Origin of the sequence: Microbacterium sp. (genome assembly GCF_035687345.1) — a bacterium.
Classification (GTDB): domain Bacteria; phylum Actinomycetota; class Actinomycetes; order Actinomycetales; family Microbacteriaceae; genus Microbacterium.
This window is the reverse complement of record NZ_DASRXZ010000101.1, coordinates 25,525-46,972: the sequence shown is the minus strand read 5'-3', so window position 1 is coordinate 46,972 and position 21,448 is coordinate 25,525. Positions and strand designations below refer to the sequence as shown.

Genomic DNA, 21,448 nt, shown 5'->3' with positions numbered 1-21,448 from the left:
TTCACGCCGAGGTGAGCAGCCACCACCAGATCAGCAGGAGCGTCACGGCGAAGCCCGTGAGCTGATTGAGCCACAGGAAGCGGCGCCACCCGCGCACGGCGTCGTGGGCCGTCGCATCCGTCACCGCCCGGAACGGCCACACGGTCAGGATGTACGGCAGGGCGAGCACGGCCGCGAGCGGACCGGGCCAGGCGGTCGCGAGCATCGCGAGACCGGATGCCGCGTAGCACGCGAGCGCGAAGCGCACGGTCCACCGGGCGCCCTGCTGTGTCGCGATGGAGCGGATGCCGGCCGCGCGGTCGGCCGCGACGTCCTGCACCGCCCCGAACGCGTGCGACGCGACGCCCCACAGCGCGAACGCGAGGATGACGGCCCCGAGCTCCCACGTCCACGAGGCGCCCGCGAGCACGAGGCCGTACACGGCGGGCGAGAAGAAGTGGATGCTGCTGCACACGGAGTCCGCGAAGGGCACCTCCTTGAGCCGGAGCGGGGGAGCGCTGTACGCGACGACGAAGAACAGGCTCGCGGCCAGCACGAGCCACGACCACGGCGCTCCCACGACGACGAGGAACACGACGAAGGGCACGCACACCAGGCCCGCCGTCCAGAGCGTCGCCCGGTGGAGCCGCACGTTGAGCACGGCGCCGTGCGCGCCGCCTTTGCGCGGATTGCGCAGGTCGGACTCGTAGTCGAACACGTCGTTGATCCCGTACATCGCGAGGTTGTACGGGATGAGGAAGAACACGGTGCCCACGATGAGCGCCACGTCGATCTCGCGGGTCGTGAGCAGGTACGCCGCCGCGAACGGGTACGCGGTGTTGACCCAGCTCACGGGTCGTGATGCGATCACCAGCTGGCGGAGGGCGGATGCCGCGCCCACGCGTCCGTCGAGGCTCATGCGCGCCCCTCGTGTCGCCGCGTGAGCGTGTAGACCGCCGGCACGAGGAAGGCCGCGGCGAGCGGGTAGGCGAAGTCCTCGATCGGGGCGAGCCCGACGCGCAGTCCGCTCAGGTGCTCGTCCGGATACGAGTAGAGCCCCACGCCGATCATCACGTTGTCGAAGACGGCGGTCAGCGCGAGGAGCACGATCGCGGCGATTCCGGATGCGGCCATGCGTCGCCCGAAGCCCGATCGGCGTGCCGTCGCGAGGGTGGCTGCCGCCGCGACGAGGAGGAAGGGGAGCGAGATCAGCAAGTAGGTCATCGCCCGCCCGCCTCTCCTGTCGCACCGTCCCAGCCCTCGTGGTCCCTCGACCGCCGCTCGAGAAGCCGTCGCCCACCCGCCCACGTCACGATCGACAGATAGCACAGGAACGCGAGGAAGACCGGCTCCTCCACGGGGAGGTGCGGTGCGAGGTCGATGCCGAGGTAGAGGGGACTGTCGCCCTTCACGAACACGCCGGTCGCGATCCCCACGAGGTCCCACGCGATGAAGAACACCGTGCCGACGGCGACCGCGATGAGGGTGCGGGCACGCGCGCGCCACGCCGCCAGCCGGAATCGTGCGTCGAGCGCGACGATCGCGGCTGCCGACACGAGGATCGCGAGCAGGTAGGCACCCGGCATCCGTCACGCCTCCACGGGAGCGGGCTCGGCGAGGGGTCCCGGCGAGCGGTCGCCTCGCAGGCCCTTGACGACGAGCTCGGCCGAGATGAGACACATCGGCACGCCGATGCCCGGCAGCACCGACGCGCCCGCGTACGCGAGGCCCGACACCTTGCGCGAGGTCGTCCGTGGGCGGAAGACGGCACTCTGACGCAGGATGTGCGCGAGGCCGAGCGCGTTGCCGCGCCACGCACCGTACTCCATGGCGAAGTCGCCGGGTGCGATCGTGCGGCGCACGACGATGCGGTCGGCGAGGTCGCCGATGCCGCACCACGACGCGATCTGCGCGATCACCCGATCGGCGGCGACCTCGATCGCCCGGTCGCCGGCGCCGTCGACGCCCCCGCGTCCGAGCGCGGGCTCGGCGGGGACGGGCACGAGCACGAAGAGGTTCTCGTGGCCCGGGGGAGCGACCGACGGGTCGGTGGCACTCGGCCGGCACACGTACAGCGACGCAGGATCCGGGATGCGTGCCGTTCCGCCGAACACGTCGGCGAAGTTCGCGCGCCAATCGTCCGTGAACACGAGCGTGTGGTGCGCGAGCTGCGGCAGCTCTCCCTCGACGCCGAGCAGCAGCAGGAGCGCGCCCGGGCTGGGCGTGCGCTTGGTCCACCACTGCTCGGGGTAGCTCTGCAGGCTCGGCGGAAGCAGCTCGGTCTCGGTGCGGTGCAGGTCGGCGGTCGAGACGACGAGGTCGGCGTCGAGCCGGCGACCGTCGGCGAGGCGCACGCCGGTGGCCGCGGCATCCGTCGTCGTGATGTGCGCCACGCGCGCGCCCGTCTCGATGACGGCACCGCGCTCGGTCGCGAGGCGCTCGAGCGCCCGGACGACCTCTCCGAACCCGCCGCGCGGGTAGAGCACGCCGTCGGCGAGGTCGAGGTGGCTCATGAGGTGGTACAGGCTCGGCGCCGAGTACGGCGACGTGCCGAGGAAGACCGCAGGGTAGCCGAGGATCTGCCGAAGACGCGGATGCTCGAACCGTCGTTCCACGTGATCCGCGAGGCTGCGGGTGAGCAGGGGCGCCAGCCGCGGCAGGCGTTTGAGCAGTGCCGGGTCGCGCAGGCCGGTGGTCGTGGAGTACGTGTCGTACAGGAAGCGCGAGACGGCGAGCTCGTACGCGTCGGCGGCCGAGTCGAGGTAGGCGTCGAGGGCGGCGCCCGCGCCCGGCTCGAGGCTCTCGAAGAGCGCCGTGGATGCGTCTCTGCCCGAGACGACGTCGATCGGATCGCCTGTGCCGGGCGGACCGTACACGCGGTACGCGGGGTCGAGCCGCACGAGGTCGAGCCGCTCGGCGGCTGACGTGCCGAGCAGGCGGAAGAAGTGCTCGAAGACCTCCGGCATGAGGTACCAGCTCGGGCCGGTGTCGAACACGAAGCCGTCGCGCTCCCATGTGCCGGCGCGGCCGCCGATCTCGTCCCGCGCTTCGAGCACCGTGACGTCCCAGCCCTCGGCGCCGAGGAGTGCCGCCGTCGCGAGACCTGCGACCCCGGCACCGATCACGATCGCCGGGCGGTGCGCGCCTTCGGCGGGCGGGGTCACGCGCGGACCGTCCGAGGAGCGAACCCCAGCCACGCGCGTGCCGCGAGTGTCGCCTTCACGGGATCGGGTACACGCACGCGTCCTTCGCCGTCGGGATGGCGCCGAAGTCGCGCCGACAGCGCGGCGAAGAGATCGTGCGCGGCGGTGACCGCCCGGCGGCAGTCGGCGGGAAGACTGGGGATGACGGCGGCAGCCGCAGTGAGGTCGGCGTCGATGCGGTCGAGCACATCGCTGCGCGAGCCGCGCGCACCGAGGTAGTCCCGCCCGAGCGCACCGGCGTCGTGGTCGAGATCCCGCAGGAAGTTCAGCTCCTGGAACGCCGCACCGAGGCGCCGAGCGCCGTCGCACAGCTCGGGATCGGGATCGACCGGATGCGCCCGACCCGCGTTCACGAACACGTGCAGGCACATGAGCCCGACGACCTCCGCCGAGCCGTAGACGTACGCGTCGTGCGACGCCGCGTCGTGCTGCGCCGTCTCGAGGTCGGTGCGCATCGAGGCGAAGAAGGGGCGCACGAGCGCGCCGTCGATGCCAGTCTCGCGCGCGGTCGCGGCGAAGGCGTGCACGACGAGGTTGGCGCTGAAGCCACGCTCGATCGCCGCGAGCGTCTCGGTCTCGAGGTCGTCCAGCACGCGGCGCTGCATCTCGACGTCGAGGCCCGCTGCGGCCGCCGGGCCGTCGACGACCTCGTCGGCGACGCGCACGAGCGCGTACACGTTGCGCACGTGCGGTCGCGGGCGCGCCCCGAGCAGGCGGCACGCGAGCGCGAACGACGTGGAGTAGGCGGAGATGACGGCGGCGGAGGCATCCGTCGCCGTCTGGTCGTACAGGTCGAGGCCCGTGGGCACGGCGCGGTCGCGGGTCACGGGATACGCTCCCGGATCGCCACGGAGAGGGACTCGATGAGCGCGGATGCCTCGTGCGGAAGCACTCCGGCGGCCCGGGCCGCATCGGCGACCGTCTCGTCGACGAGCGCGGCCACCCTCGTGCGGGCGCCGCTAGCCTCGAGGGCGCGCTGCGCCTCCCGGACCGCCACGGGACCTGTGTGCGCGACGGCGATCGCGTCGCTCACGCGCTCCCACTCGCGCGTGCCGCGCGCGAGGGCGACCACCGGCGTGCGCTTGGCTTCGCGCAGGTCGACGCCCGAGTCGCGACCGGTCTGCGCCGGCGTGCCGAACGTGCCGATGAGGTCGTCGACGAGCTGGAACGCGAGTCCGAGGCATCCGCCCGCCACGCCGACGGCGTCGAGTGCGCTCGATGGGGCTCCCGCGAGCACCGCACCCGCCTGCAGGGGTGCGCGGAACGAGTACACCGCCGTCTTGTTGAACGTCGCATCGAGGATCGAGTTCGTGTCGGGGCAGTCGGCCGACACCGCGTGCTCGACATCGGCGAGCTCGCCCGCCGCGGACACGTACACGGCGTCGTCGTAGAGCGCGAAGAGGCGCTCGCGTGCGACGGCGTCGACGTCGGCGGTCGCGATGAGTCGGGACGCCTCGTGCAGCAGCAGGTCGCCCGCGAGGATCGCGGCGGCGTCGCCGAGGGCTTCCTGGCCTTCGGCATCCGCCCCCCGCGCACCGGCGACGAGGCGGAACTCACCTGACACGTTCGGGACGCCCCTGCGCAGCGTGTCGTGGTCGATGACGTCGTCGTGCACGACGAATGCGGTGTGCAGCAGTTCGAAGGCGGCGGCGACGGGGAAGACCGCGGGCGTTTCGTCGGCGCGGCCGCCGAAGGCGGCGAACGATGCGGTGACGAGCGCGGGGCGCAGCCGCTTGCCGCCGGATGCCGCGCGGCCGATCGCGTCTGCGAGGCGTGCGAACCCGCCGCCCAACGGCTGTGCACGAGTGCGGATGCGCGCGAGCGCGGCGGCGATCGCCTCGTCGGTGCGGGTGTCGGTGGCGATCATGACGCGCGGGCGACCGCGGGCACCTGCTCGGGGACCGGGCCGAAGAGGTGAAGCTGCTGAGCCTGGAGCACGAGCCACGGGCTGAACGCCCACGGCGTCGCGGCGAGCGACGCGGCGAGGTCGGCGGGGTCGACCCAGCGTGTCTCGCTCACCTCGCGCGGGTTGGGCTCGGGCTCGTCGTCGGTGTATGCCAGGTACACGGGGCACACCTCGTGCTCGACGATGCCGTTCGCGTCGGTCGCACGGTAGCGGAAGAGGGGGAGCGCGAGCTCCAGGTCGGTGATCGTGATTCCGAGCTCGTGCTCGGCACGCCGGTGCACCGCGGTGACGACCGGCTCAGCCGGCCGCGGATGGCCGCAGAACGAGTTGCTCCACACGCCCGGCCACGTGGTCTTCCCGAGAGCGCGGCGGGTCACGAGCACCTGGCCCGCGGAGTTTCTGACGTGGCAGGAGAACGCCAGGTGCAAGGCTGTATCGGTGCCGTGAACGCTCGACTTGGGCGCCGTCCCGATCGCCTCTCCCGCGTCGTCCAACAGCACGACGAGGTCGTGTTCGGTCATGCCGGTCCCCCGATCGGCTCGTTAAATTGCTAGTTTATCTAGTGAATGGTTTCGCCGATGATACAGGCGAGTGTAAGGAGTGTCCACATGTCCTATCCCGGGCTTGCCGAAAGCGGCCGCGAGCGCTACGTCATGGAGATGCTCCAGGCGCTCCGGGCTTTCAGCGATGCGATGGACCGGATGCATGGCGGCATGAAGGGCGACATGGACATGAACGCCACCGACCTCGCCGCCATGCGCATGATGATCATGCGGGAGCAGCGCGGCGAGACGGTCAGCCCGCACGACGTCGCCCGTCACCTGCGGATCACCACGGCCTCGACCACGAAGCTCCTGGACCGGCTCGAAGCCGCCGGGCACATCGAGCGTCAGCCGCATCCGCGAGACCGCCGTGCGCGCGTCGTCGTGCTGACGGACACGTCGCGGCAGGAGTTCTATCGCCACTTCGGCGAGCGCCTCCGCGGCATGCGCGGCATCGCGGATCGCTACACCGACGAGGAGCTCCAGCTCGTGACGCGGTTCCTCGGCGACATCAGCACGGTGCTCGACCCGGAGCAGTAGAGGGGTACACGAAGAAGGCGCCCCCCTGATGGGGACGCCTTCTTCTTTTCGTTGCGGGGACAGGATTTGAACCTGCGACCTCTGGGTTATGAGCCCAGCGAGCTACCGAGCTGCTCCACCCCGCGGCACGAGAATCAAGCCTAGCACGGGTTTCGACGTGCTCAGACCGCGGTTGCCCCTTTCGCTCCCCGGGCGGGAGGATGGACCCATGGTTTCCGCCCGCGGAGTCGGCTATGACGACGTCGACGACGGCCGCAACGAGACGCCCACCGAGCGCGCCGACCGCAACTGGAACGAAGTGCTGCAGGAGCTCCGCGTCCTCCAGACCGGCACGCAGATCCTCACGGGTTTCCTCCTCGCGCTCGCGTTCCAGCCCGGGTTCGCGGAACTCAACGACGGTCAGCGGCTGCTGTACCTCACGCTCGTGGTGCTCGCCGCACTCACCGCGATCGTCGCCCTCGCCCCGGTCGCGCTCCACCGCGTGCTCTTCCGCCGCATGGCCAAGCCCCGCGTCGTCGCGTACGGGCATGCCGCGCTCGTGACCTCGCTCGTCACGGTGTCGCTCGTGCTGGTCGGCGTGGTCGCGTTCGTGTTCGACTTCGTCGTGTCGGACGCCGCCGCGGTCGTCGCATCCGTCGCCCTCGGAATCGTCATCGTCGTCCTGTGGGTGATCGCGCCGGTCGTCATCCGCAAGCGCCATTCGGAGAGGGTGAGCCGATGACCGTCGCCGTGCCCGTGGCCGTCGCCCAGTTCGCGCCGACGGCGGATGCCGCGGCCAACCTCGACCTCATCGACGACCTCGTTGCGACGGCGTCCTCGCGCGGCGCGCGGGTCGTCGTGTTCCCGGAGTACTCGAGTTACTTCATCGACCCGTTCGACGAGTCGCTCGCCGCGAACGCGCAGGAGATCGACGGCCCGTTCACGCGAGCGCTCACGGCGTTCGCGTCGACCTACGCCGTCACGATCGTCGCGGGACTGCTCGAGCGGGCGGCCGACGAGCGGCGCGTGCGCAACGCGGTCGTCGCGGTCGACGAGTCGGGCGTGGTGGCGCGCTACCGCAAGCTGCACCTCTACGACGCGTTCGGGCAGCGCGAGTCGGACTGGGTCGAGCCGGGCGAGCTCGGTGCGCCTGAGACGTTCGAGGTCGACGGCATGCGGTTCGGACTCATGACGTGCTACGACCTGCGCTTCCCCGAAGTCGGGCGGATGCTGGCGGATGCCGGCGTGCACGCGATCCTCGTGCCGGCCGAGTGGGTGCGCGGGCCGCTCAAGGAGCACCACTGGCGCACCCTCCTGCACGCGCGGGCGATCGAGAACACGCTGTACGTCGCCGCGGCCGACCACCCGCCGCCGCTGGGTGTCGGCAACTCGATGATCGTCGACCCGCAGGGCGTCGAGATCGCCGCCGTCGGCACGGGCACCGATGTGGCGCTCGCGCACCTCGATGTCGACGCCGTGGAACGCGTGCGCCGTGTGAACCCGTCGCTGCGACTGCGACGCCTGCGCGTCGTGCCGCGGGACTGAGCGCTCGGCGTCAGGCGCGGAGCGACGCGAGGGAGGCCAGGCGCGACGCCGCCTCCTCGAGCACGTCGAAGCGCTTGCACGCCGCGAACCGCACGAGGGTCGCATAGTGGCCGCGGTGCTCCGAGGTCGCGAACGCGGTCAGCGGGATCGCGACCACGCCCGCGCGCTCGGGCAGGCGCCGGCAGAACTCGTCCGCGTCGGTCGCGCCGAGGGGCGCGGCATCCGCCACCGTGAAATACGACCCGGCAGGCGTCCGCACCGCGAATCCGGCTGCGCGCAATCCCTCGCCCAGCAGGTCGCGCTTCGCGCGGAGGGTGTCGGCGATGCCCGTGAAGAACTCGTCGGGCAGGCCGAGCCCCAGCGCGATCGCGGGCTGGAAGGGCGCTCCGTTGACGTACGTGAGGAATTGCTTGACGGCGAGCACGGCGTCGACCAGATCGGAGGGGCCGGTCGCCCACCCGATCTTCCAACCGGTCGTGGAGAACGTCTTGCCGCCCGACGAGATCGTGAGCGTGCGCTCCCACGCGCCCGGCAGCGTCGCGATGGGCACGTGCGGGGCGTCGAAGACGAGGTGCTCGTAGACCTCGTCGGTGACGATGATCGCGTCATGACGCTCGGCGAGGCGCACGATCTCGGCACGCACGTCGGCCGACAAGACCGCGCCCGTCGGGTTGTGCGGGTCGTTCACGAGGATGACGCGCGTCCGGTCGGTCACCGCTCGTGCGAGCTCGTCGAGGTCGGGCTGGAACTCCTCGCCCCGCAACGGCACCGTCACGAGCCGTGCACCCGCGAGCGCGACGCACGCGGCGTACGAGTCGTAGTACGGCTCGAACACGACGACCTCGTCGTCGGGTCCGTCGGTGAGCGCAAGGAGGGCCGCCGCGATCGCCTCGGTCGCTCCCGCCGTGACGAGCACGTCGCGGTCGGGGTCGAGCTCGAGTCCGTAGAAGCGCTTCTGGTGCTGTGCGACAGCCTGGAGGAGAGACCGGATGCCGCGACCCGGGGGGTACTGGTTGACGCCGTTCGCGATCGCCTCGCGTGCCGCCTCGAGCACTTCGGCGGGCCCGTCCTCGTCGGGGAAGCCCTGACCGAGGTTGATCGCGCCCGTGTGCGCCGCGAGGGCGCTCATCTCGGCGAAGATCGTGGGGCGCGCGGTGCCGTCGGCGTCGACGAGCCCCGCGCCCCGGGCAGTGCGGAGCCAGGCGCCGGGAATCTGTCGCATTCCTCAGACGCTACCCTTCTCGAGGCCGTCTTTCCCGGCGCGCACAGAGGATCACATAGGCGTGTCCGGGCGCCGACATAAGAAACGCACAGCATCGCGCGTCACGCTGTATCAGGCTTTCACGAAGGAGCATCGAATGAGCGACATCGACGAGGGACGCCAGAGCGACCAGAACCCCACCGCGGGTACGCCTGCGGCCGAGTCCGCGCAGCCTGTGACCGACCCCGCGCAGCCGGCGACCGAGACCGCGCCCGCGGCAGCGTCCCCGAAGACCCCGGCCGAGCCCGCGGCTCAGGCCCCCGAGACCACGACGGACGCCCCCCGGTCCGCAACGCCCCCGGTCCCCCCGGCACCGCCCGCGCAGCCCCAGCGGCCCGCGTGGCAACCGCCGGCCGGCGGCGCGCAGCACCCGGGCGCCCCGTACGGCGCGCAGCAGGGCCAGTACGGTCGTCCCGCGCAGCCCGGACAGCCCGCGACGGGTGCGTTCGCGCGACCGCCGCACCCGCAGGCGTACGCCGGGCAGCCGTATCCGGGCCAGGGCGCGCACCCCGGCCAGCAGGCATACCCGACATACCCGGTCGGCCACGCGTCGAACCCCGGCACGTCCTCGAACCCGACGATTCCACTCGGGCCCTCGAGCGGCGCATCCGGCCCGTCGACGCACACAGGCGCGACCAAGACGACGCGCACCGAGAAGAAGGGAGCGGGGCGCACGGTCGCCGCGGCGGTCGTCGCAGCCGCCCTCGTCGGCGGCGCGGCGGGCATCGGCGGCGCGTGGGCAGGCGCGAACTGGTTCGCGCCGTCGCCGACGGTCGCGGCATCCGGTCCGTCGACGGTGACCGTCAACGACCCCGACTCGGTCAACCAGACCACCGCGATCGCGGCGAAGGTCGTGCCGAGCGTCGTGACGATCTCCGCCTCGAGCAATGCGGGCGGAGGCACCGGTTCCGGCGTCATCATCTCGGAGGACGGCTACGTCATCACGAACACGCACGTCGTGACACTCGACGGCGCGACGAACGACGCCGACATCCGCGTCACGACTTCGGACGGCCGCGTGTACGACGCCGAAGTGGTCGGCACCGACCCGACCTACGACCTCGCGGTCATCAAGCTGCAGGACGCGTCGGGCCTGACCCCGATCGAGTTCGCCGACTCGTCGAAGCTCAACGTCGGTGACGAGACGGTCGCCGTGGGTGCGCCCCTCGGCCTGTCGAACACGGTCACGACGGGCATCGTGAGCGCGCTCAACCGCTCGATCCAGATCGCCTCGGCCGCGGTGCCCGAGCTCGAAGGCGACGACGACTCGGGCCGCCCGACGCCGCGCGACGGCGAGGGGCCGTTCCAGTTCGACTTCGGTGAGGGTCCGCGCCAGAACGCCCCGTCGGCGACCATCTCGATCGCGGTCATCCAGACCGACGCGGCGATCAACCCCGGCAACTCGGGCGGCGCACTCGTCGACTCCGAGGGCAAGCTCATCGGCATCAACGTCGCGATCGCGACCGCCGGCGGCGCGCAGACCGAGGGCTCCGGCTCGATCGGCGTCGGCTTCGCGATCCCGTCCGACATCGCCCAGCGCGTCGCCGACGAGATCATCGAGAACGGCGAGGCGACGCACGGCCTGCTCGGCGCGAGCGTCCAGTCCGCGGCCTTCGTCGAGGACTCGACGATCACGGGCGCCTACATCGCCGAGATCGTTCCCGGCGGCGCGGCCGACGAGGCCGGGCTGCGCGTGGGGGACATCGTCACCGAGTTCAACGGCGTCCCGATCACCGACTCGGTCGACCTGACCGCGCAGGTTCGCGCGGCGGCAGGCGGGAGCGATGCGACGCTCACGTACGTGCGCGACGGCGAGTCGCACACCATCGACGTGACACTCGGCACGCTCGAGCCCTGATCATCCCAGGGCTCCGGACGCCACCCCGCGATAGGCTCGCGGGGTGGCGTCCTTCTCGTTCGGCGCGGGGAACGCGCGCAAGCTCGCGAGCATCCCGCTGTACGCCGCCGGACGCCTCGCCACGTTCGTGATCCCGCGCTCGCGCGACGAGTGGGTCTTCGGCTGCGCCGTCGGCATCGCCGACGGGGCTCTGGAACTGTGGAACGTCGCCGCCGAGCGCGGCGCATCGGCGGTGTGGCTGGTCGCGAACGAGCGAGAAGAGGCGGATGCTGCGGCCCGCGGCATCCGGACCGTCCGCAAGTCCTCCGTGCGGGGCTTCTGGCGCAGCGCTCGCGCCCGCGTCGTCGTGGTGACCCACGGGTTCGGCGACGTCAACCGCTACGCCGTGTCGGGCGCGTTCGTGGTGCAGCTGTGGCACGGGATCCCGCTCAAGCGGATCGGGCTCGACTCGCCCGAGACGGTGCGACCGCCGGCCGGGCTGCCCCGGCCCGTGGGCGCCCTCGTGCGACGCGGTCTCGCGGCGATGTACCGCGCGGCAGCGCGGCGCATCGATGTGCTGCCGGCCGCTTCGCACCTCGTGCGCGGGCGGCTCGAGTCGGCGTTCGGCCTGCCGGACGAGCGCGTACCCGTCACGGGCGAGCCCCGCGTCGACGTGCTCTCGCGCGGCGACGCCGCCGAGCGGAGGCGAACCGCGCGGGAACGCATCGACGAGGCTGTGGGGCCGCTCGACGACGGGTCGCGTCTCGTGCTGTACGCGCCGACGTGGCGCGACGGTGAGCCGGATCCCGCGATCCCGCACCCCGGGCAGTGGCGAACGATCGTCGACGCGCTCGAGCGTCACGACGCCGTGCTGCTCGTGCGATCGCACCCGCTCGGGGCGGGGGAGTACGAACCGCCGTTCCCCACGGAGCGCGTCCGCCGCCTCGGCAGCGACGTCGTGCCCGACGTCACGCCGCTCCTGCCCGGGCTCGACGTGCTCGTGACGGACTATTCATCGCTCGCGTTCGACGCCTCGCTCGTGCCCCTGCCGACGCTGTTCCTCGCGCCCGACGTCGAGGCGTACGGGCGGCGCCGTGGCTTCTACGGCCGCTTCGCCGACGTTGCCGGCGACGATTGGGGCGCCGACTGGGAGGGACTCGTCGCGCAGCTCGACGCGGTGCTGGGCGACGACGCCGTGCGCCGCGAGCGCGTCGCCCGGGCGCGGCGGCTGAGCGAGCGCGTCCACGCGTTCCGCGACGGCGGCAACACCGAGAGGGTGTACCGTGCGATCGAGACGGGGCTCGCGCGACGCGGCGCGCCCGGCTGGGGCGGATCGACGAGCGCGCCGCCCTCGCGGCATCCGACTTCACACCCGACGAAGGGAACCCGATGACCGACGCCCGCTTCTCGACCGACGGCGGAGCGAGCCTGATCCTGTCGGGCACCGGCGCCCGGCCGCAGTCCGTCGAGCTGATCGGGCCGCGCGCCCGGACCGCGGGCACACTCACCGGGCGCGGCAAGACCTGGCGGGCGGTGATCCCGCTGCGGGCGGCCCGCTGGGGCGGACCCGAGCTGCCGCTGCCGGTCGCCGACTACCGAATCCGGCTCATCGACGCCGACGGCGCCGAGGCGGCAGTCGAGGCATCCGTCCCGCTCACCCAGCTCGGCACGCTCCGTGCCGGCCTCGACGGCGGCGTCGTGCACATCGGACCGCCGATCGACCCCGCATACGACTCTGGCGAAGGGCAGGCGGCGCTCGAACGGCGGTACGCGACGCGGCCGGGAGGGCTCGAGAACGCGGTGTTCTTCGAGAGCTTCTACGGTCGCAACGCGAGCTGCAACCCGCTGGCGATCGACCGCGAGCTCGCGAAGCGCGCGCCCGGGGTGACGCGCTACTGGAGCGTCGTCGACCTTTCGGTGCAGGTGCCCGACGGTGCGATCCCCGTGGTCGAGGGCAGCCCCGAATGGTGGCGAGCCCGTGGGGCAGCGCGCCTGCTCGTCGTCAACGACTGGCTGCGCCGACGCTTCTCGCGGCGCAAGGGACAGGTCGTGCTCCAGACGTGGCACGGCACGCCGCTCAAGCGCCTCGCGCTGCACCGGCCCGGGTTCGACCCGCGCCGCGCGGCAGCGGTCATCAAGGAGTCGCGCCGGTGGGACGTGCTCCTCGCGCAGAACCCGTATGCGGAGCGCATCCTCCGCAAGGCCTACGCGTTCCTGCGGCGGCCGGTGTGGGTCGAGGGATATCCCCGCAACGACGTCCTCGTGACCGGCACGGGCGACGCGACGCGCCGGGCACTCGGCATCGGCGCCGATGAGCGCGTGCTGCTGTACGCGCCGACGTGGCGCGACGATCGTGCCGAGATCGTGGACTTCGTCGATCCGGCAGAGCTCGCGGCGGCGACCGACAGCGTCGTGCTCGTGCGCGGGCACTCGCGCACGCTGCAGCCGGGGCACGATGCCGAGGGTCCCCGCGTCATCGACGTGACGAGGTTCCCCGACACGTCGCAGCTGCTGCTCGTGACCGACGCGCTCATCACGGACTACTCGTCGGTCATGTTCGACTTCTCGGTCACGGGCAAGCCCATGTTCTTCCTCGTGCCCGATCTCGAGCGGTACCGCGGGGAGCTGCGCGGGTTCTACTTCGACCTCGTCGAGCGGGCTCCCGGCCCGGTCGTCCGGACGCAGGACGAGCTCGTCGCGGCGATCGAGGACGTCGACCCGTCGCTGTTCGCGGATGCGTACGCGCGCTGGCGCGCGACGTTCAACGCGCGAGACGACGGCCACGCGGCCGAGCGCGTCGTGAACCGCATCCTCGACCAGGGCTTCGTCGACGTGGAGTGAGCGCGTGACCCCGGTGCGGTCAGGGCAGCGGCGTGTTGCGGTCGCCGAGCCGTGACGTGTCGACCGTGTCGTGCGCGCCGCCCAGCACGCCCGCGATGAACCCGAGTCCCCACGAGACGTGCATCGTGGGCAGGACGGCGATCGTCCACAGCTTGTCGCGCCAGCCCGAGCCCCCGCCCGGGCCGATCGCCACGACGAGCACGAGCAGCACGTAGACGAGCACCGGGATGTAGACGACGGATGCCGCGACCGACCACCATCCGGTGATCACTCGCGCGAGCTGGAGCGCCCCCACGATGACCGACAGCGCGGCCGCGAGGACGAGCAGCGGGGGAGCGAAGAACCGCAGCGAGTTCCGGGTGCCGTAGCGGCGCACGAGCTCGCCGCGCCAGCGGCCGGTCGCGACGAACTGGCGTGCGAGCCTGCTCCAACTCTCGCGCGGCCAGTACGTGACGGAGAGCTTGGGATCGAACCACACGCGGTAGCCCGCGCGGCGGATGCGGAGGTTGAGTTCCCAGTCCTCGCCGCGGCGGATCGTCTCGTCGAAGCCGCCGACCTCGTCGAAGACGGCGCGCCGCATGACGCCGAGGTACGCCGACTCGGCTTCTCCCTCTCGCGTGCCGCCGTGGTACGCACCGCCGCCGAGCCCGATCCGCGAGTTGTACGCCCGCGCGACAGCCCGCTGGAACGGCGTTCGTCCGTCGGCCCGCATGACGCCGCCCACGTTCGCGGCGCGCACGCGCGTGAGCGTGTCGAGCGCGCGCCGCGTGTAGCCGGCCTCGAGCTCGGAGTGGGCGTCGACCCGCACGACCGTGGGATAGCGACCCGCTCGAATCGCGAGGTTCAGCCCGACCGGGATGTCGGCGGCGGGGTTGTCGACGAGCACGATGCGCTCGTCCTCCGCCGCGAGCTCGCGCGCGAGCTCGTCCGTGCCGTCGGTCGACGGAGCGAGCGCGATGATGAGCTCCGACGGACCGGGGACGTCCTGGGCCAGCGTCGACTCCACCGCGCGGCGCAGGTAATCGCGCTCGTTGAGCACGGGCATCACGAACGTGACGCCCGCGTCGTCGGGCGCCGTGGGCGCGTCTCTGCGACCGGGCTCCTCGACATGCACGCGTCGATCATGTCATGCGCGCCCGTCGGTAGGCTGAACGGGTGGGTGCGGTGGCGGATGCGAAGAAGGCGGTTGCCCTGCTGCGGAAGGCCGTCACCAACCGGCGCGCCGCCACAGCGGTCCGACGCGAGCTGGCCCAGCGTCCGCCGCATCCGGAGAATCACTACCGGATCGCCGTGTACTTCGCCGACGGCGCGGTCAACATGTACCAGATGCGGCAGTGGTACAAGCCGCTCGCAGAGCTCGCGAAGCGCTGGCCCGTCGTGGTGCTCAGCCGAGCGGCGACCGGTGCCCGCGCGCTTCTCGTCGAGGACGCTCCGCCCGTGGCATTCGTTCCGACGGTGCGCGATCTCGAGCGCTTCATCGCCACGCAGGACATCCGCGTCGTCCTGTACGTGAACCAGAACACGCGGAACTTCCAGATGTTCCGCTACGGACGCCGGTGGCACGTGTTCATCAACCACGGCGAGTCCGACAAGATGTACATGACCACGAACCAGTTCAAGGCGTACGACTACGCCCTGATCGCGGGCGACGCGGCGCGCGAGCGCCTTTCGCGCGTGCTGTGGGACTACGACCTCGACCGGCGGACGATCCAGATCGGAAGACCGCAGGCCGATCATTACTCCGGCAGCCTGCCGTTCACGCCCGACGAGCGCACCGTCGTGCTCTACGCGCCGACGTGGGAGGGCGACCGTCCCTCGGCGCACTACGGCTCGGTGCGCACGCACGGCGAGGCGCTCGTGTCAGCGCTGCTGGCCACCGGACGCCATCGGGTCATCTACCGCCCGCACCCCCGATCGGGCGTCGTCGATCCCGAGTACGGGGCGGCGAACCGGCGCATCATCGCGGCGATCGAGGCGGCGAACGCATCCGACCCGTCGGTGCACCACGTCTACGACGATGGCCCGGACCTCGGCTGGCAGCTCTCGGTCGCGGACGTCGCCGTCGTCGACATCTCGGCGATGGTGTACGACCGGCTCGCAGCAGGCAAGCCCCTCATGGTGACGCGGCCGACCGACCCCGAGGCGATCGTCGACGCGCACGGCTACCTGTCGGCCTGCGAGTGGCTCGACGCGGCATCCGCGCCCGACATCGTCGCGCAGATCACGCGCGTCCTCGAGGATCCGGATGCCACGGCCCGCCTCGAGCACTGGGTGCGGCACTACTTCGGCGACACGAGCCCGGGTGCCGCGACGGCGAGGTTCCATGCGGCGATCGAGCACCTCATGCGGGAGTGGGACGTGTGGCACGACCGCTCGGTGGCGCGCGGCGACGTCGACGAGGACGAAGAGGAGCAGCAGGCGGCCGAGCTCGACGAATGACGCCCCGGCCCCCGATCAGGCGTTGACGGTCGGCTGCTCGACCAGCCGTGCGATCGCGCGCAGCGGGATCGGGACCCACGTCGGGCGGTTGCGCGCCTCGTAGATCGCCTCGTACACCGCCTTGTCGATCTCGAGGGCGGCGAGCAGGTCGCGCTGCGCGTCGAGCCGGATGCCCGATACGGTGGCGTACCCGTCGAGGAAGGCGCGTCGCGCGTCCCTCGCCCACGCGAGTGCCGCATCCGGCGACTGCTCCGGGGTGTCGAGGCGGATCGAGCCGGCGACGTAGTCGAACGAACGCAGCATTCCCGCGACGTCCCGCAACGCGAGGTCTGCGCGGACGCGCTCCGCCATCGGTCGCAGGGGCTCGCCCTCGAAATCGAGCAGCACCCAGCCGCGTCCGGGGGAGTGCAGCACCTGGCCGAGGTGGAGGTCGCCGTGGATGCGCTGCAACGGCGGCCACGCGGCCTCGAGCGCCCGCGCGTAGACCGCCTCGATCGCATCCCGCCGTTCCGCGATGCCGGGGACCTCCGCGATGGCCATCGTCAGGCGGCGCGTCCACGTGTCGGCGGTCGCCTCGCGGTCGGCCGGGCGCGTCTCGCTCGTGGGGAACAGCCGCGCCAGCGCGACATGCACATCGGCCGTGGCCTCGCCGATCTCGCGCGCCGCGACGGTGAAGTCCTCGCGCCGGGCGGCGGCACGCAGCGCGACGCGCCACGCGTCGTCGACGTCGGGGAGGAACTCCTGGGCGAACGCGAGCGATCCCCTCACCGAGCCGCCCGCGGTCGCGAGATCCGGCCACGTGCCCTCTAGCACGCCGACGGCGGCAGGCACATGCATCGAACCGGACGCCGACAGGGCGCTCTGCAGCTCGATGTCGGGATTCAGTCCCGGATGCAGCTGCCGGAAGACCTTGCAGATGATCGAGGGCCCGCCGTCGCCGCTGCGGTAGATGATCGACGTGTTCGACTGCTCGCCGGAGAGCACCGCCGATTCGTCGGACACCGCGGGTGCCTCGACGTCGGCCGCCGGGACGCCGGTGACCGTCGTGCGCGGGCCGGACCCGGTGCCGCCGCGGGTCACCAGCGAGACGAGCGCGCGCGTGTAGGCGGGGTCATGGGGCCCGTCGATGAAGGTGACGCCCGGTTCGGGGTCGCCGATGACGTGGCCCCCGGAGTCCTCGACGCTGGCCGTCGACCGCGCGACGATCGGCACCTGGTAGAGCACAACGGGCAGCGCGCCTTCGTCGAGGACGAGGAAGGTGCGCACGCGCGGCCGAGCCGGGTCCTCGGACACGGCGTCTGCTTCGGTCGGAGCGAGGTCGAACCACGCGACGAGGCGCAGGCTCGGGACGCGTCCCTTGCCCGCATACCAGCGCTGCCGCGTCATCCAGGCAGCGAGGCAGGCGAGGGTGCTGTCCATAAGGCGAGGCTAGAGATGGCGGCGGATGTTGTCGAGAGCCGGATGCAAGCGCTTGCACCGCCCGCCGGAACCGACTCCTTCCGCCGTCGGCGTCGGTCTGCCACGATCGGCCCATGAAGGAGCTCGACGACTGGACGCGCACGACCTTCTCTGCGGGCGACGAGACCCGAGAGGTGTACCGCAAGGAGCCACCGGGCGGCGGACGCACGGGGGTCGTCGTGTTGCACGAGGTGCCCGGGATCGAGCCGGTGCTCGTCGACTTCGCGAACGAGCTCGTGGACCACGGCCACATCGTGCTGCTGCCGCGGCTGTTCGGAACGCCGGGCGCGGGCTTCTCCTTCGCGAACGTCGCAGGCGATCTGTGGCAGTTCTGCGTGCGGCGCGAGTTCTCCATCTTCGCTCGCGGCAAGACGAGTCCCGTGGCCGGCTGGCTGCGCGCGCTCGCGCGGGACCTGCACGCCGAGGTCGGGGGCGACGGCGTCGGCGTGGTCGGCATGTGCTTCACGGGCGGCTTCGCGTTGGCGATGATGGCGGATGCCCCGGTGATCGCCCCGGTGCTCGCCGAACCCTCGCTGCCCGCGGCCATCGGCTTGCCGCGGGGTGCACGCCGGCGCGGCGCCGATCTCGGGCTCAGCCCCGGCGACCTCGAGGCGGTCAAGGCGTCGTCGACCCAGGTGCTCGGGCTGCGGTACCGGTGCGACCCGGCCGTCGGAACGCGATGGGAGACGCTCGAGCGCGAACTCGGGGATCGCTTCCTCGCGATCGACTTCGACGGCAAGGGCCACTCGGTGCTGACGAAGGATCGCCAGCAGGCGGGAGTGGACCGCGTGATCGCGTTCCTCGACGAGAAGCTCGGGGCGGGCGCGACCGGGTAGCGCGTCGGGTCCGCGCGCGAACCCCTCATCGCGCACGCGAATGTCCGACGCTGCCACTACATTCGAACATATGAACGAATCGCACTTCGTCGACGACGACCTCGAAGACCCGTGGTTCATCGACGAGCGCGATCTGTACGACCCCGAGGTCGATGCCTTCTTCGCCGACCCCGACAGCGTGGCGCCAGCTTCCGGCGACCATGCGATCACGGCGGCGATGAACGACCTCGAGATCGTCACCGTGAGGCAGCGGATGCTGATCGCCGAGCAGTACCGGGCGATCGACAGCATCCTTCGTGACGCGGAGGCCGATCCCGAGTCCTGGGTCGGACCCGATCCGACGATCGATCCGGACTGGACCGATCCGCGAGAGCGTTCCGCGGCCGCCGTGCGCCGTGAGCGGCGCGAGTTCGCGGTGCGAGCGGCTGCGGCCGACATCGCGGTGCGGCTGCGCATGTCCGAATCGGTCGTCCGCTCGCGCGCCGAGCGCGCCGCGATCCTGAGAGACCGGATGCCGCGTCTGTGGGCTTCGTTCCTCGGCGGCGCCGTGTGCGAGCAGAACGCCGTCACCGCGGCGCAACTCGCCGCGTCGCTGCCCGATGACGGCGAGTCGTGGGACGCGTTCGACCAGCGGGTGTGGGAGGCAGCGGGCTCGCTGACGCCGCCGAAGTTCCGCGTTCTGGCGCGCGTCGCGCGTGAGCGTGTGCATCCGGAGTCGATCGAGGAACGCCATCGCCGCGCGGCTGACGATCGCCGCGTGTGGCTCACCCCCGACCTCGACGGCATGGCGACCCTGAGCGTGTTCGCGCCGGCGGTGAAGGCGAAGGAGGCGATGCGGCGCGCCGATGTCATCGCGCGACACCTCGCCGCGCAAGAGGGTGAGGATCGCACGCTGACGCAGCTCCGCGCCGATGCGGTGCTCGACCTCGTCGCGGACGGCGAGACGGAGTCGACGCCGTCCGCATCCCGCGCCGCGAGCGTGGCGGTGACGATTCCGGCTCTCACGCTGCTGGGCGAGTCCGACGAGCCTGCGAGCCTCGACGGCTACGGGCCCATCGACCTCGAGACGGCTCGCCGCCTTGCGGGTGAGGCGTCCTCCTGGGTGCGTGTGCTCACGCACCGCGTCACCGGCACGGTGCTCGATGTCGACCGCAAGACATACCGCGTACCGGCTGACCTCCGCCGCTGGCTCGGGGTGACCCACCCGACGTGTGTCTTTCCAGGATGCTCGCGCGCTGCCCGTGAGTGCGACATCGACCATCGCGTCGACTGGCAGCACGGAGGGCCGACGAGCGCCGAGAACCTGGCGCCGGAATGCAAGTCGCACCACCGACTGAAACACGGATCGCTGTGGACGCTCGAACGCGACTCGGACGCCGGGACGATGAGGTGGGTGAGTCCGAGCGGACACGAGGCGGATGCCGATCCGCCGCCGTTCTAGGCGCGCGAGACCTACTCGGCGTCCCCGTCCGAGTCCACGGTCGGAACCGGGATCTCGATCGATGTCACGCCCGCTGTCGCATCCGGGATCACCAGCGCATCGACCGCGAGCGCGGCGTCGCCCAGCTGCTCTGCGGGCGTCGGCTCAACGGGCTCGGACGGGAGCCCCGCCCACTGCTCGTTGTGCTCCGGTCGCTGTGTGAACAGGCCCATGCGTCAACGATACGTCGGCCCCGGCGACCGCGCTCCGCCCGGCGACCGCGCTCCGCCCCGGCGACCGCGCTCCGCCCCGGCGACCGCGCTCTGCGCGAGCGACTGCGGCCCGCCCCGGGCTGGCGGCTACGCCATCACAGCCGACAGCACCGCGTATCCGACCTGTCGCCCGGTGATGGCGGAGTGGCCCGAGATGAAGTCGTCGGACTTGAGCGACCACACGCCCGGACCCGAGAAGTCGTACCGCCCACCGACGTCGAGCATCGTGCCGGTCTTGCCACCCTTCGTCTTGAGGGCGCCGTTGCGACCGATGCCTCCGTACGGGTCGTTCTCGTCTCCGAGCCCCTGCCCGATCTGCCGCGCGAGGCGGGATGCGATCGGATACGCGAGGCCGACCGCCTTGTCGCGGTGCGTGTGCGTCACGATGATCGGCCCGCTCACTTTGGACGGCACTTTCGCGAACATGCCGTTCGCCCCTGAGCCGTCCCAGTCGGTCGCCATGCCGAAGTGGCTGTACGCCGCCTGCAGCAGCGACATCGACGCGATCGGCGCCTTCGTCGCGAGGGCCGCGGCGGTGACGGCCCGACCACCGAACGAGTGCCCGACGAGGTGGATCCTGGCGTCACGCGCCTCGTCGTGGATGTGATCGAGCAACGCGCCGACGCCCTTCTTCCCGACGACTCCCGAGCGCTCCTTCATCGTGTAGTACGTCGTGATGTTGAGGAGGTTCCGGCCCATCTGGATCACGTTGTCGAAGAACCCGGCGCCGCCGCCGTCCTCGGGAAGCGGCGGCAGGCCGGCAGGGTCTATCGCTGCGGCGCCACCGGCTGCGGCGGGAGACGCGTCTTCGGTGGCGAGGGTCTTCGCGGCGGCGATCACCTCCTGCGGGTCGGCCTCCTTGAGGGCTCTGAAGGCAGCCACGTCTTCGCCCTTCGTCGACGTCGGCAACGTCTCGCGCAGCAGTTCGAGGTACTCCTCCTGAGCGGCGGATGATCCCTCGAGCTTCGGCACGAGCGCGACGAGCCGGTCAGCGATCTCGCGGTCCTCGACGCGCTCGCGGATCTCCGCCTCGAGCTCGGCGGCCGAGTCGCCGACTCCCGCGCCGGCGCCCGAGTTCTCGTCCGGCGCCCACTGGATCGACGGCCAGAGCACCCCCACGACGACGAACTGCCGTTGACGTGCACCGGCGACCTTCCCGCGCACCGCGACGATCGAGTCGACGAGCTGGTCGTACAGAGCGCGCGCCTGCCCGTGCGTGTTGTTCCATCCGTGCGAGATGACGATCACGTCCGTCGGATGCTTCTGCGCGAGCAGCGCGTCGAGCTCCTCGAGCTGCGCAGGGTCGACCAACCCGCCCTTCTTGTCGAACTCGACCTCGGCATACGGCAGCGACATGGCCATGGCCGGTCTCCTCTCACCTCGTCCGCGG

At 71.7% G+C, this 21,448-nt stretch carries 21 protein-coding genes and 1 tRNA gene; 9 read left to right on the top strand and 13 right to left on the bottom strand.

Annotated features, from left to right (window positions below; genetic code table 11):
- Position 1: 1 nt before the first annotated feature.
- Genes VFF97_RS11585 through idi form a run of 7 tightly spaced genes read right to left on the bottom strand, consistent with a single transcriptional unit; the run spans position 2 to position 5,609 of the window.
- Positions 2–898: a prenyltransferase gene (locus tag VFF97_RS11585; protein ID WP_325033656.1), complete on the bottom strand. Its 897-nt coding sequence runs from the start codon at positions 896–898 to the stop codon at positions 2–4.
- Positions 895–1,203 (bottom strand): lycopene cyclase domain-containing protein, encoded by a 309-nt coding sequence (locus tag VFF97_RS11580; RefSeq protein WP_325033655.1) that lies wholly within the window; start codon positions 1,201–1,203, stop codon positions 895–897. The genes VFF97_RS11585 and VFF97_RS11580 overlap by 4 nt, the downstream gene beginning before the upstream one ends.
- Positions 1,200–1,565, bottom strand: a complete 366-nt coding sequence (locus VFF97_RS11575; RefSeq protein ID WP_325033654.1) for a lycopene cyclase domain-containing protein — start codon at positions 1,563–1,565, stop codon at positions 1,200–1,202. The genes VFF97_RS11580 and VFF97_RS11575 overlap by 4 nt, the downstream gene beginning before the upstream one ends.
- 3 nt (positions 1,566–1,568) lie before the next feature.
- Positions 1,569–3,143: a phytoene desaturase family protein gene (crtI, locus tag VFF97_RS11570; protein ID WP_325033653.1), complete on the bottom strand. Its 1,575-nt coding sequence runs from the start codon at positions 3,141–3,143 to the stop codon at positions 1,569–1,571.
- Positions 3,140–4,009 carry a phytoene/squalene synthase family protein gene (locus VFF97_RS11565; RefSeq protein ID WP_325033652.1) on the bottom strand — a complete coding sequence of 290 codons (870 nt, stop codon included), beginning with the start codon at positions 4,007–4,009 and terminating at the stop codon, positions 3,140–3,142. Before VFF97_RS11565 ends, crtI begins: the two co-directional genes overlap by 4 nt.
- Positions 4,006–5,049, bottom strand: a complete 1,044-nt coding sequence (locus tag VFF97_RS11560) for a polyprenyl synthetase family protein (protein WP_325033651.1) — start codon at positions 5,047–5,049, stop codon at positions 4,006–4,008. The genes VFF97_RS11565 and VFF97_RS11560 overlap by 4 nt, the downstream gene beginning before the upstream one ends.
- Positions 5,046–5,609 carry an isopentenyl-diphosphate Delta-isomerase gene (idi, locus tag VFF97_RS11555; protein ID WP_325033650.1) on the bottom strand — a complete coding sequence of 188 codons (564 nt, stop codon included), beginning with the start codon at positions 5,607–5,609 and terminating at the stop codon, positions 5,046–5,048. The genes VFF97_RS11560 and idi overlap by 4 nt, the downstream gene beginning before the upstream one ends.
- 87 nt (positions 5,610–5,696) lie before the next feature.
- On the opposite strand from idi, the gene VFF97_RS11550 reads away from it, so the two are divergent.
- Positions 5,697–6,170 (top strand): MarR family winged helix-turn-helix transcriptional regulator, encoded by a 474-nt coding sequence (locus tag VFF97_RS11550; RefSeq protein ID WP_325033649.1) that lies wholly within the window; start codon positions 5,697–5,699, stop codon positions 6,168–6,170.
- 51 nt (positions 6,171–6,221) lie between these two features.
- On the opposite strand, the gene VFF97_RS11545 is transcribed toward VFF97_RS11550, so the two are convergent.
- A tRNA-Met gene (locus tag VFF97_RS11545) sits at positions 6,222–6,295 on the bottom strand.
- A gap of 83 nt (positions 6,296–6,378) precedes the next feature.
- Here VFF97_RS11545 and VFF97_RS11540 point away from each other — a divergent pair.
- The gene (locus tag VFF97_RS11540; protein WP_325033648.1) at positions 6,379–6,891 is read left to right on the top strand and encodes a DUF6328 family protein; all 513 of its coding nucleotides are present in this window, start codon (positions 6,379–6,381) and stop codon (positions 6,889–6,891) included.
- Positions 6,888–7,694, top strand: coding sequence for a carbon-nitrogen hydrolase family protein (locus VFF97_RS11535; RefSeq protein ID WP_325033647.1), 807 nt, complete (start codon positions 6,888–6,890; stop codon positions 7,692–7,694). The genes VFF97_RS11540 and VFF97_RS11535 overlap by 4 nt, the downstream gene beginning before the upstream one ends.
- 10 nt (positions 7,695–7,704) lie before the next feature.
- Here the strand turns inward: VFF97_RS11535 and VFF97_RS11530 are convergent, their stop codons facing one another.
- A complete protein-coding gene (locus VFF97_RS11530) occupies positions 7,705–8,916 on the bottom strand; it encodes a pyridoxal phosphate-dependent aminotransferase (protein WP_325033646.1) in 1,212 nt (403 codons plus the stop codon).
- 136 nt (positions 8,917–9,052) lie between these two features.
- Between VFF97_RS11530 and VFF97_RS11525 the strand changes: the two genes are divergently transcribed.
- Genes VFF97_RS11525 through VFF97_RS11515 form a run of 3 tightly spaced genes read left to right on the top strand, consistent with a single transcriptional unit; the run spans position 9,053 to position 13,633 of the window.
- A complete protein-coding gene (locus tag VFF97_RS11525) occupies positions 9,053–10,813 on the top strand; it encodes a S1C family serine protease (RefSeq protein ID WP_325033645.1) in 1,761 nt (586 codons plus the stop codon).
- A gap of 43 nt (positions 10,814–10,856) precedes the next feature.
- Positions 10,857–12,185, top strand: a complete 1,329-nt coding sequence (locus VFF97_RS11520; protein WP_325033644.1) for a CDP-glycerol glycerophosphotransferase family protein — start codon at positions 10,857–10,859, stop codon at positions 12,183–12,185.
- The gene (locus tag VFF97_RS11515; protein ID WP_325033643.1) at positions 12,182–13,633 is read left to right on the top strand and encodes a CDP-glycerol glycerophosphotransferase family protein; all 1,452 of its coding nucleotides are present in this window, start codon (positions 12,182–12,184) and stop codon (positions 13,631–13,633) included. The genes VFF97_RS11520 and VFF97_RS11515 overlap by 4 nt, the downstream gene beginning before the upstream one ends.
- Before the next feature lie 19 nt (positions 13,634–13,652).
- Here VFF97_RS11515 and VFF97_RS11510 read toward each other — a convergent pair whose 3' ends face one another.
- On the bottom strand, positions 13,653–14,678 hold the full coding sequence (locus VFF97_RS11510; RefSeq protein ID WP_414684252.1) for a glycosyltransferase family 2 protein: 1,026 nt from the start codon (positions 14,676–14,678) through the stop codon (positions 13,653–13,655).
- Between the two features lie 110 nt (positions 14,679–14,788).
- On the opposite strand from VFF97_RS11510, the gene VFF97_RS11505 reads away from it, so the two are divergent.
- Positions 14,789–16,072 (top strand): CDP-glycerol glycerophosphotransferase family protein, encoded by a 1,284-nt coding sequence (locus tag VFF97_RS11505; RefSeq protein WP_325033641.1) that lies wholly within the window; start codon positions 14,789–14,791, stop codon positions 16,070–16,072.
- Between the two features lie 15 nt (positions 16,073–16,087).
- Here VFF97_RS11505 and VFF97_RS11500 read toward each other — a convergent pair whose 3' ends face one another.
- The gene (locus tag VFF97_RS11500) at positions 16,088–17,491 is read right to left on the bottom strand and encodes a maltokinase N-terminal cap-like domain-containing protein (protein ID WP_325033640.1); all 1,404 of its coding nucleotides are present in this window, start codon (positions 17,489–17,491) and stop codon (positions 16,088–16,090) included.
- A 113-nt stretch (positions 17,492–17,604) separates the two neighbouring features.
- Between VFF97_RS11500 and VFF97_RS11495 the strand changes: the two genes are divergently transcribed.
- Together VFF97_RS11495 and VFF97_RS11490 are read left to right on the top strand one after the other, a co-directional pair.
- The gene (locus VFF97_RS11495; protein WP_325033639.1) at positions 17,605–18,366 is read left to right on the top strand and encodes a dienelactone hydrolase family protein; all 762 of its coding nucleotides are present in this window, start codon (positions 17,605–17,607) and stop codon (positions 18,364–18,366) included.
- 70 nt (positions 18,367–18,436) lie between these two features.
- Positions 18,437–19,807 (top strand): HNH endonuclease signature motif containing protein, encoded by a 1,371-nt coding sequence (locus VFF97_RS11490; RefSeq protein WP_325033638.1) that lies wholly within the window; start codon positions 18,437–18,439, stop codon positions 19,805–19,807.
- Positions 19,808–19,818: 11 nt separating this feature from the next.
- On the opposite strand, the gene VFF97_RS11485 is transcribed toward VFF97_RS11490, so the two are convergent.
- The gene (locus VFF97_RS11485; RefSeq protein WP_325033637.1) at positions 19,819–20,019 is read right to left on the bottom strand and encodes a hypothetical protein; all 201 of its coding nucleotides are present in this window, start codon (positions 20,017–20,019) and stop codon (positions 19,819–19,821) included.
- Between the two features lie 126 nt (positions 20,020–20,145).
- Positions 20,146–21,420, bottom strand: coding sequence for a hypothetical protein (locus VFF97_RS11480; RefSeq protein ID WP_325033636.1), 1,275 nt, complete (start codon positions 21,418–21,420; stop codon positions 20,146–20,148).
- Between the last annotated feature and the right edge of the window lie 28 nt (positions 21,421–21,448).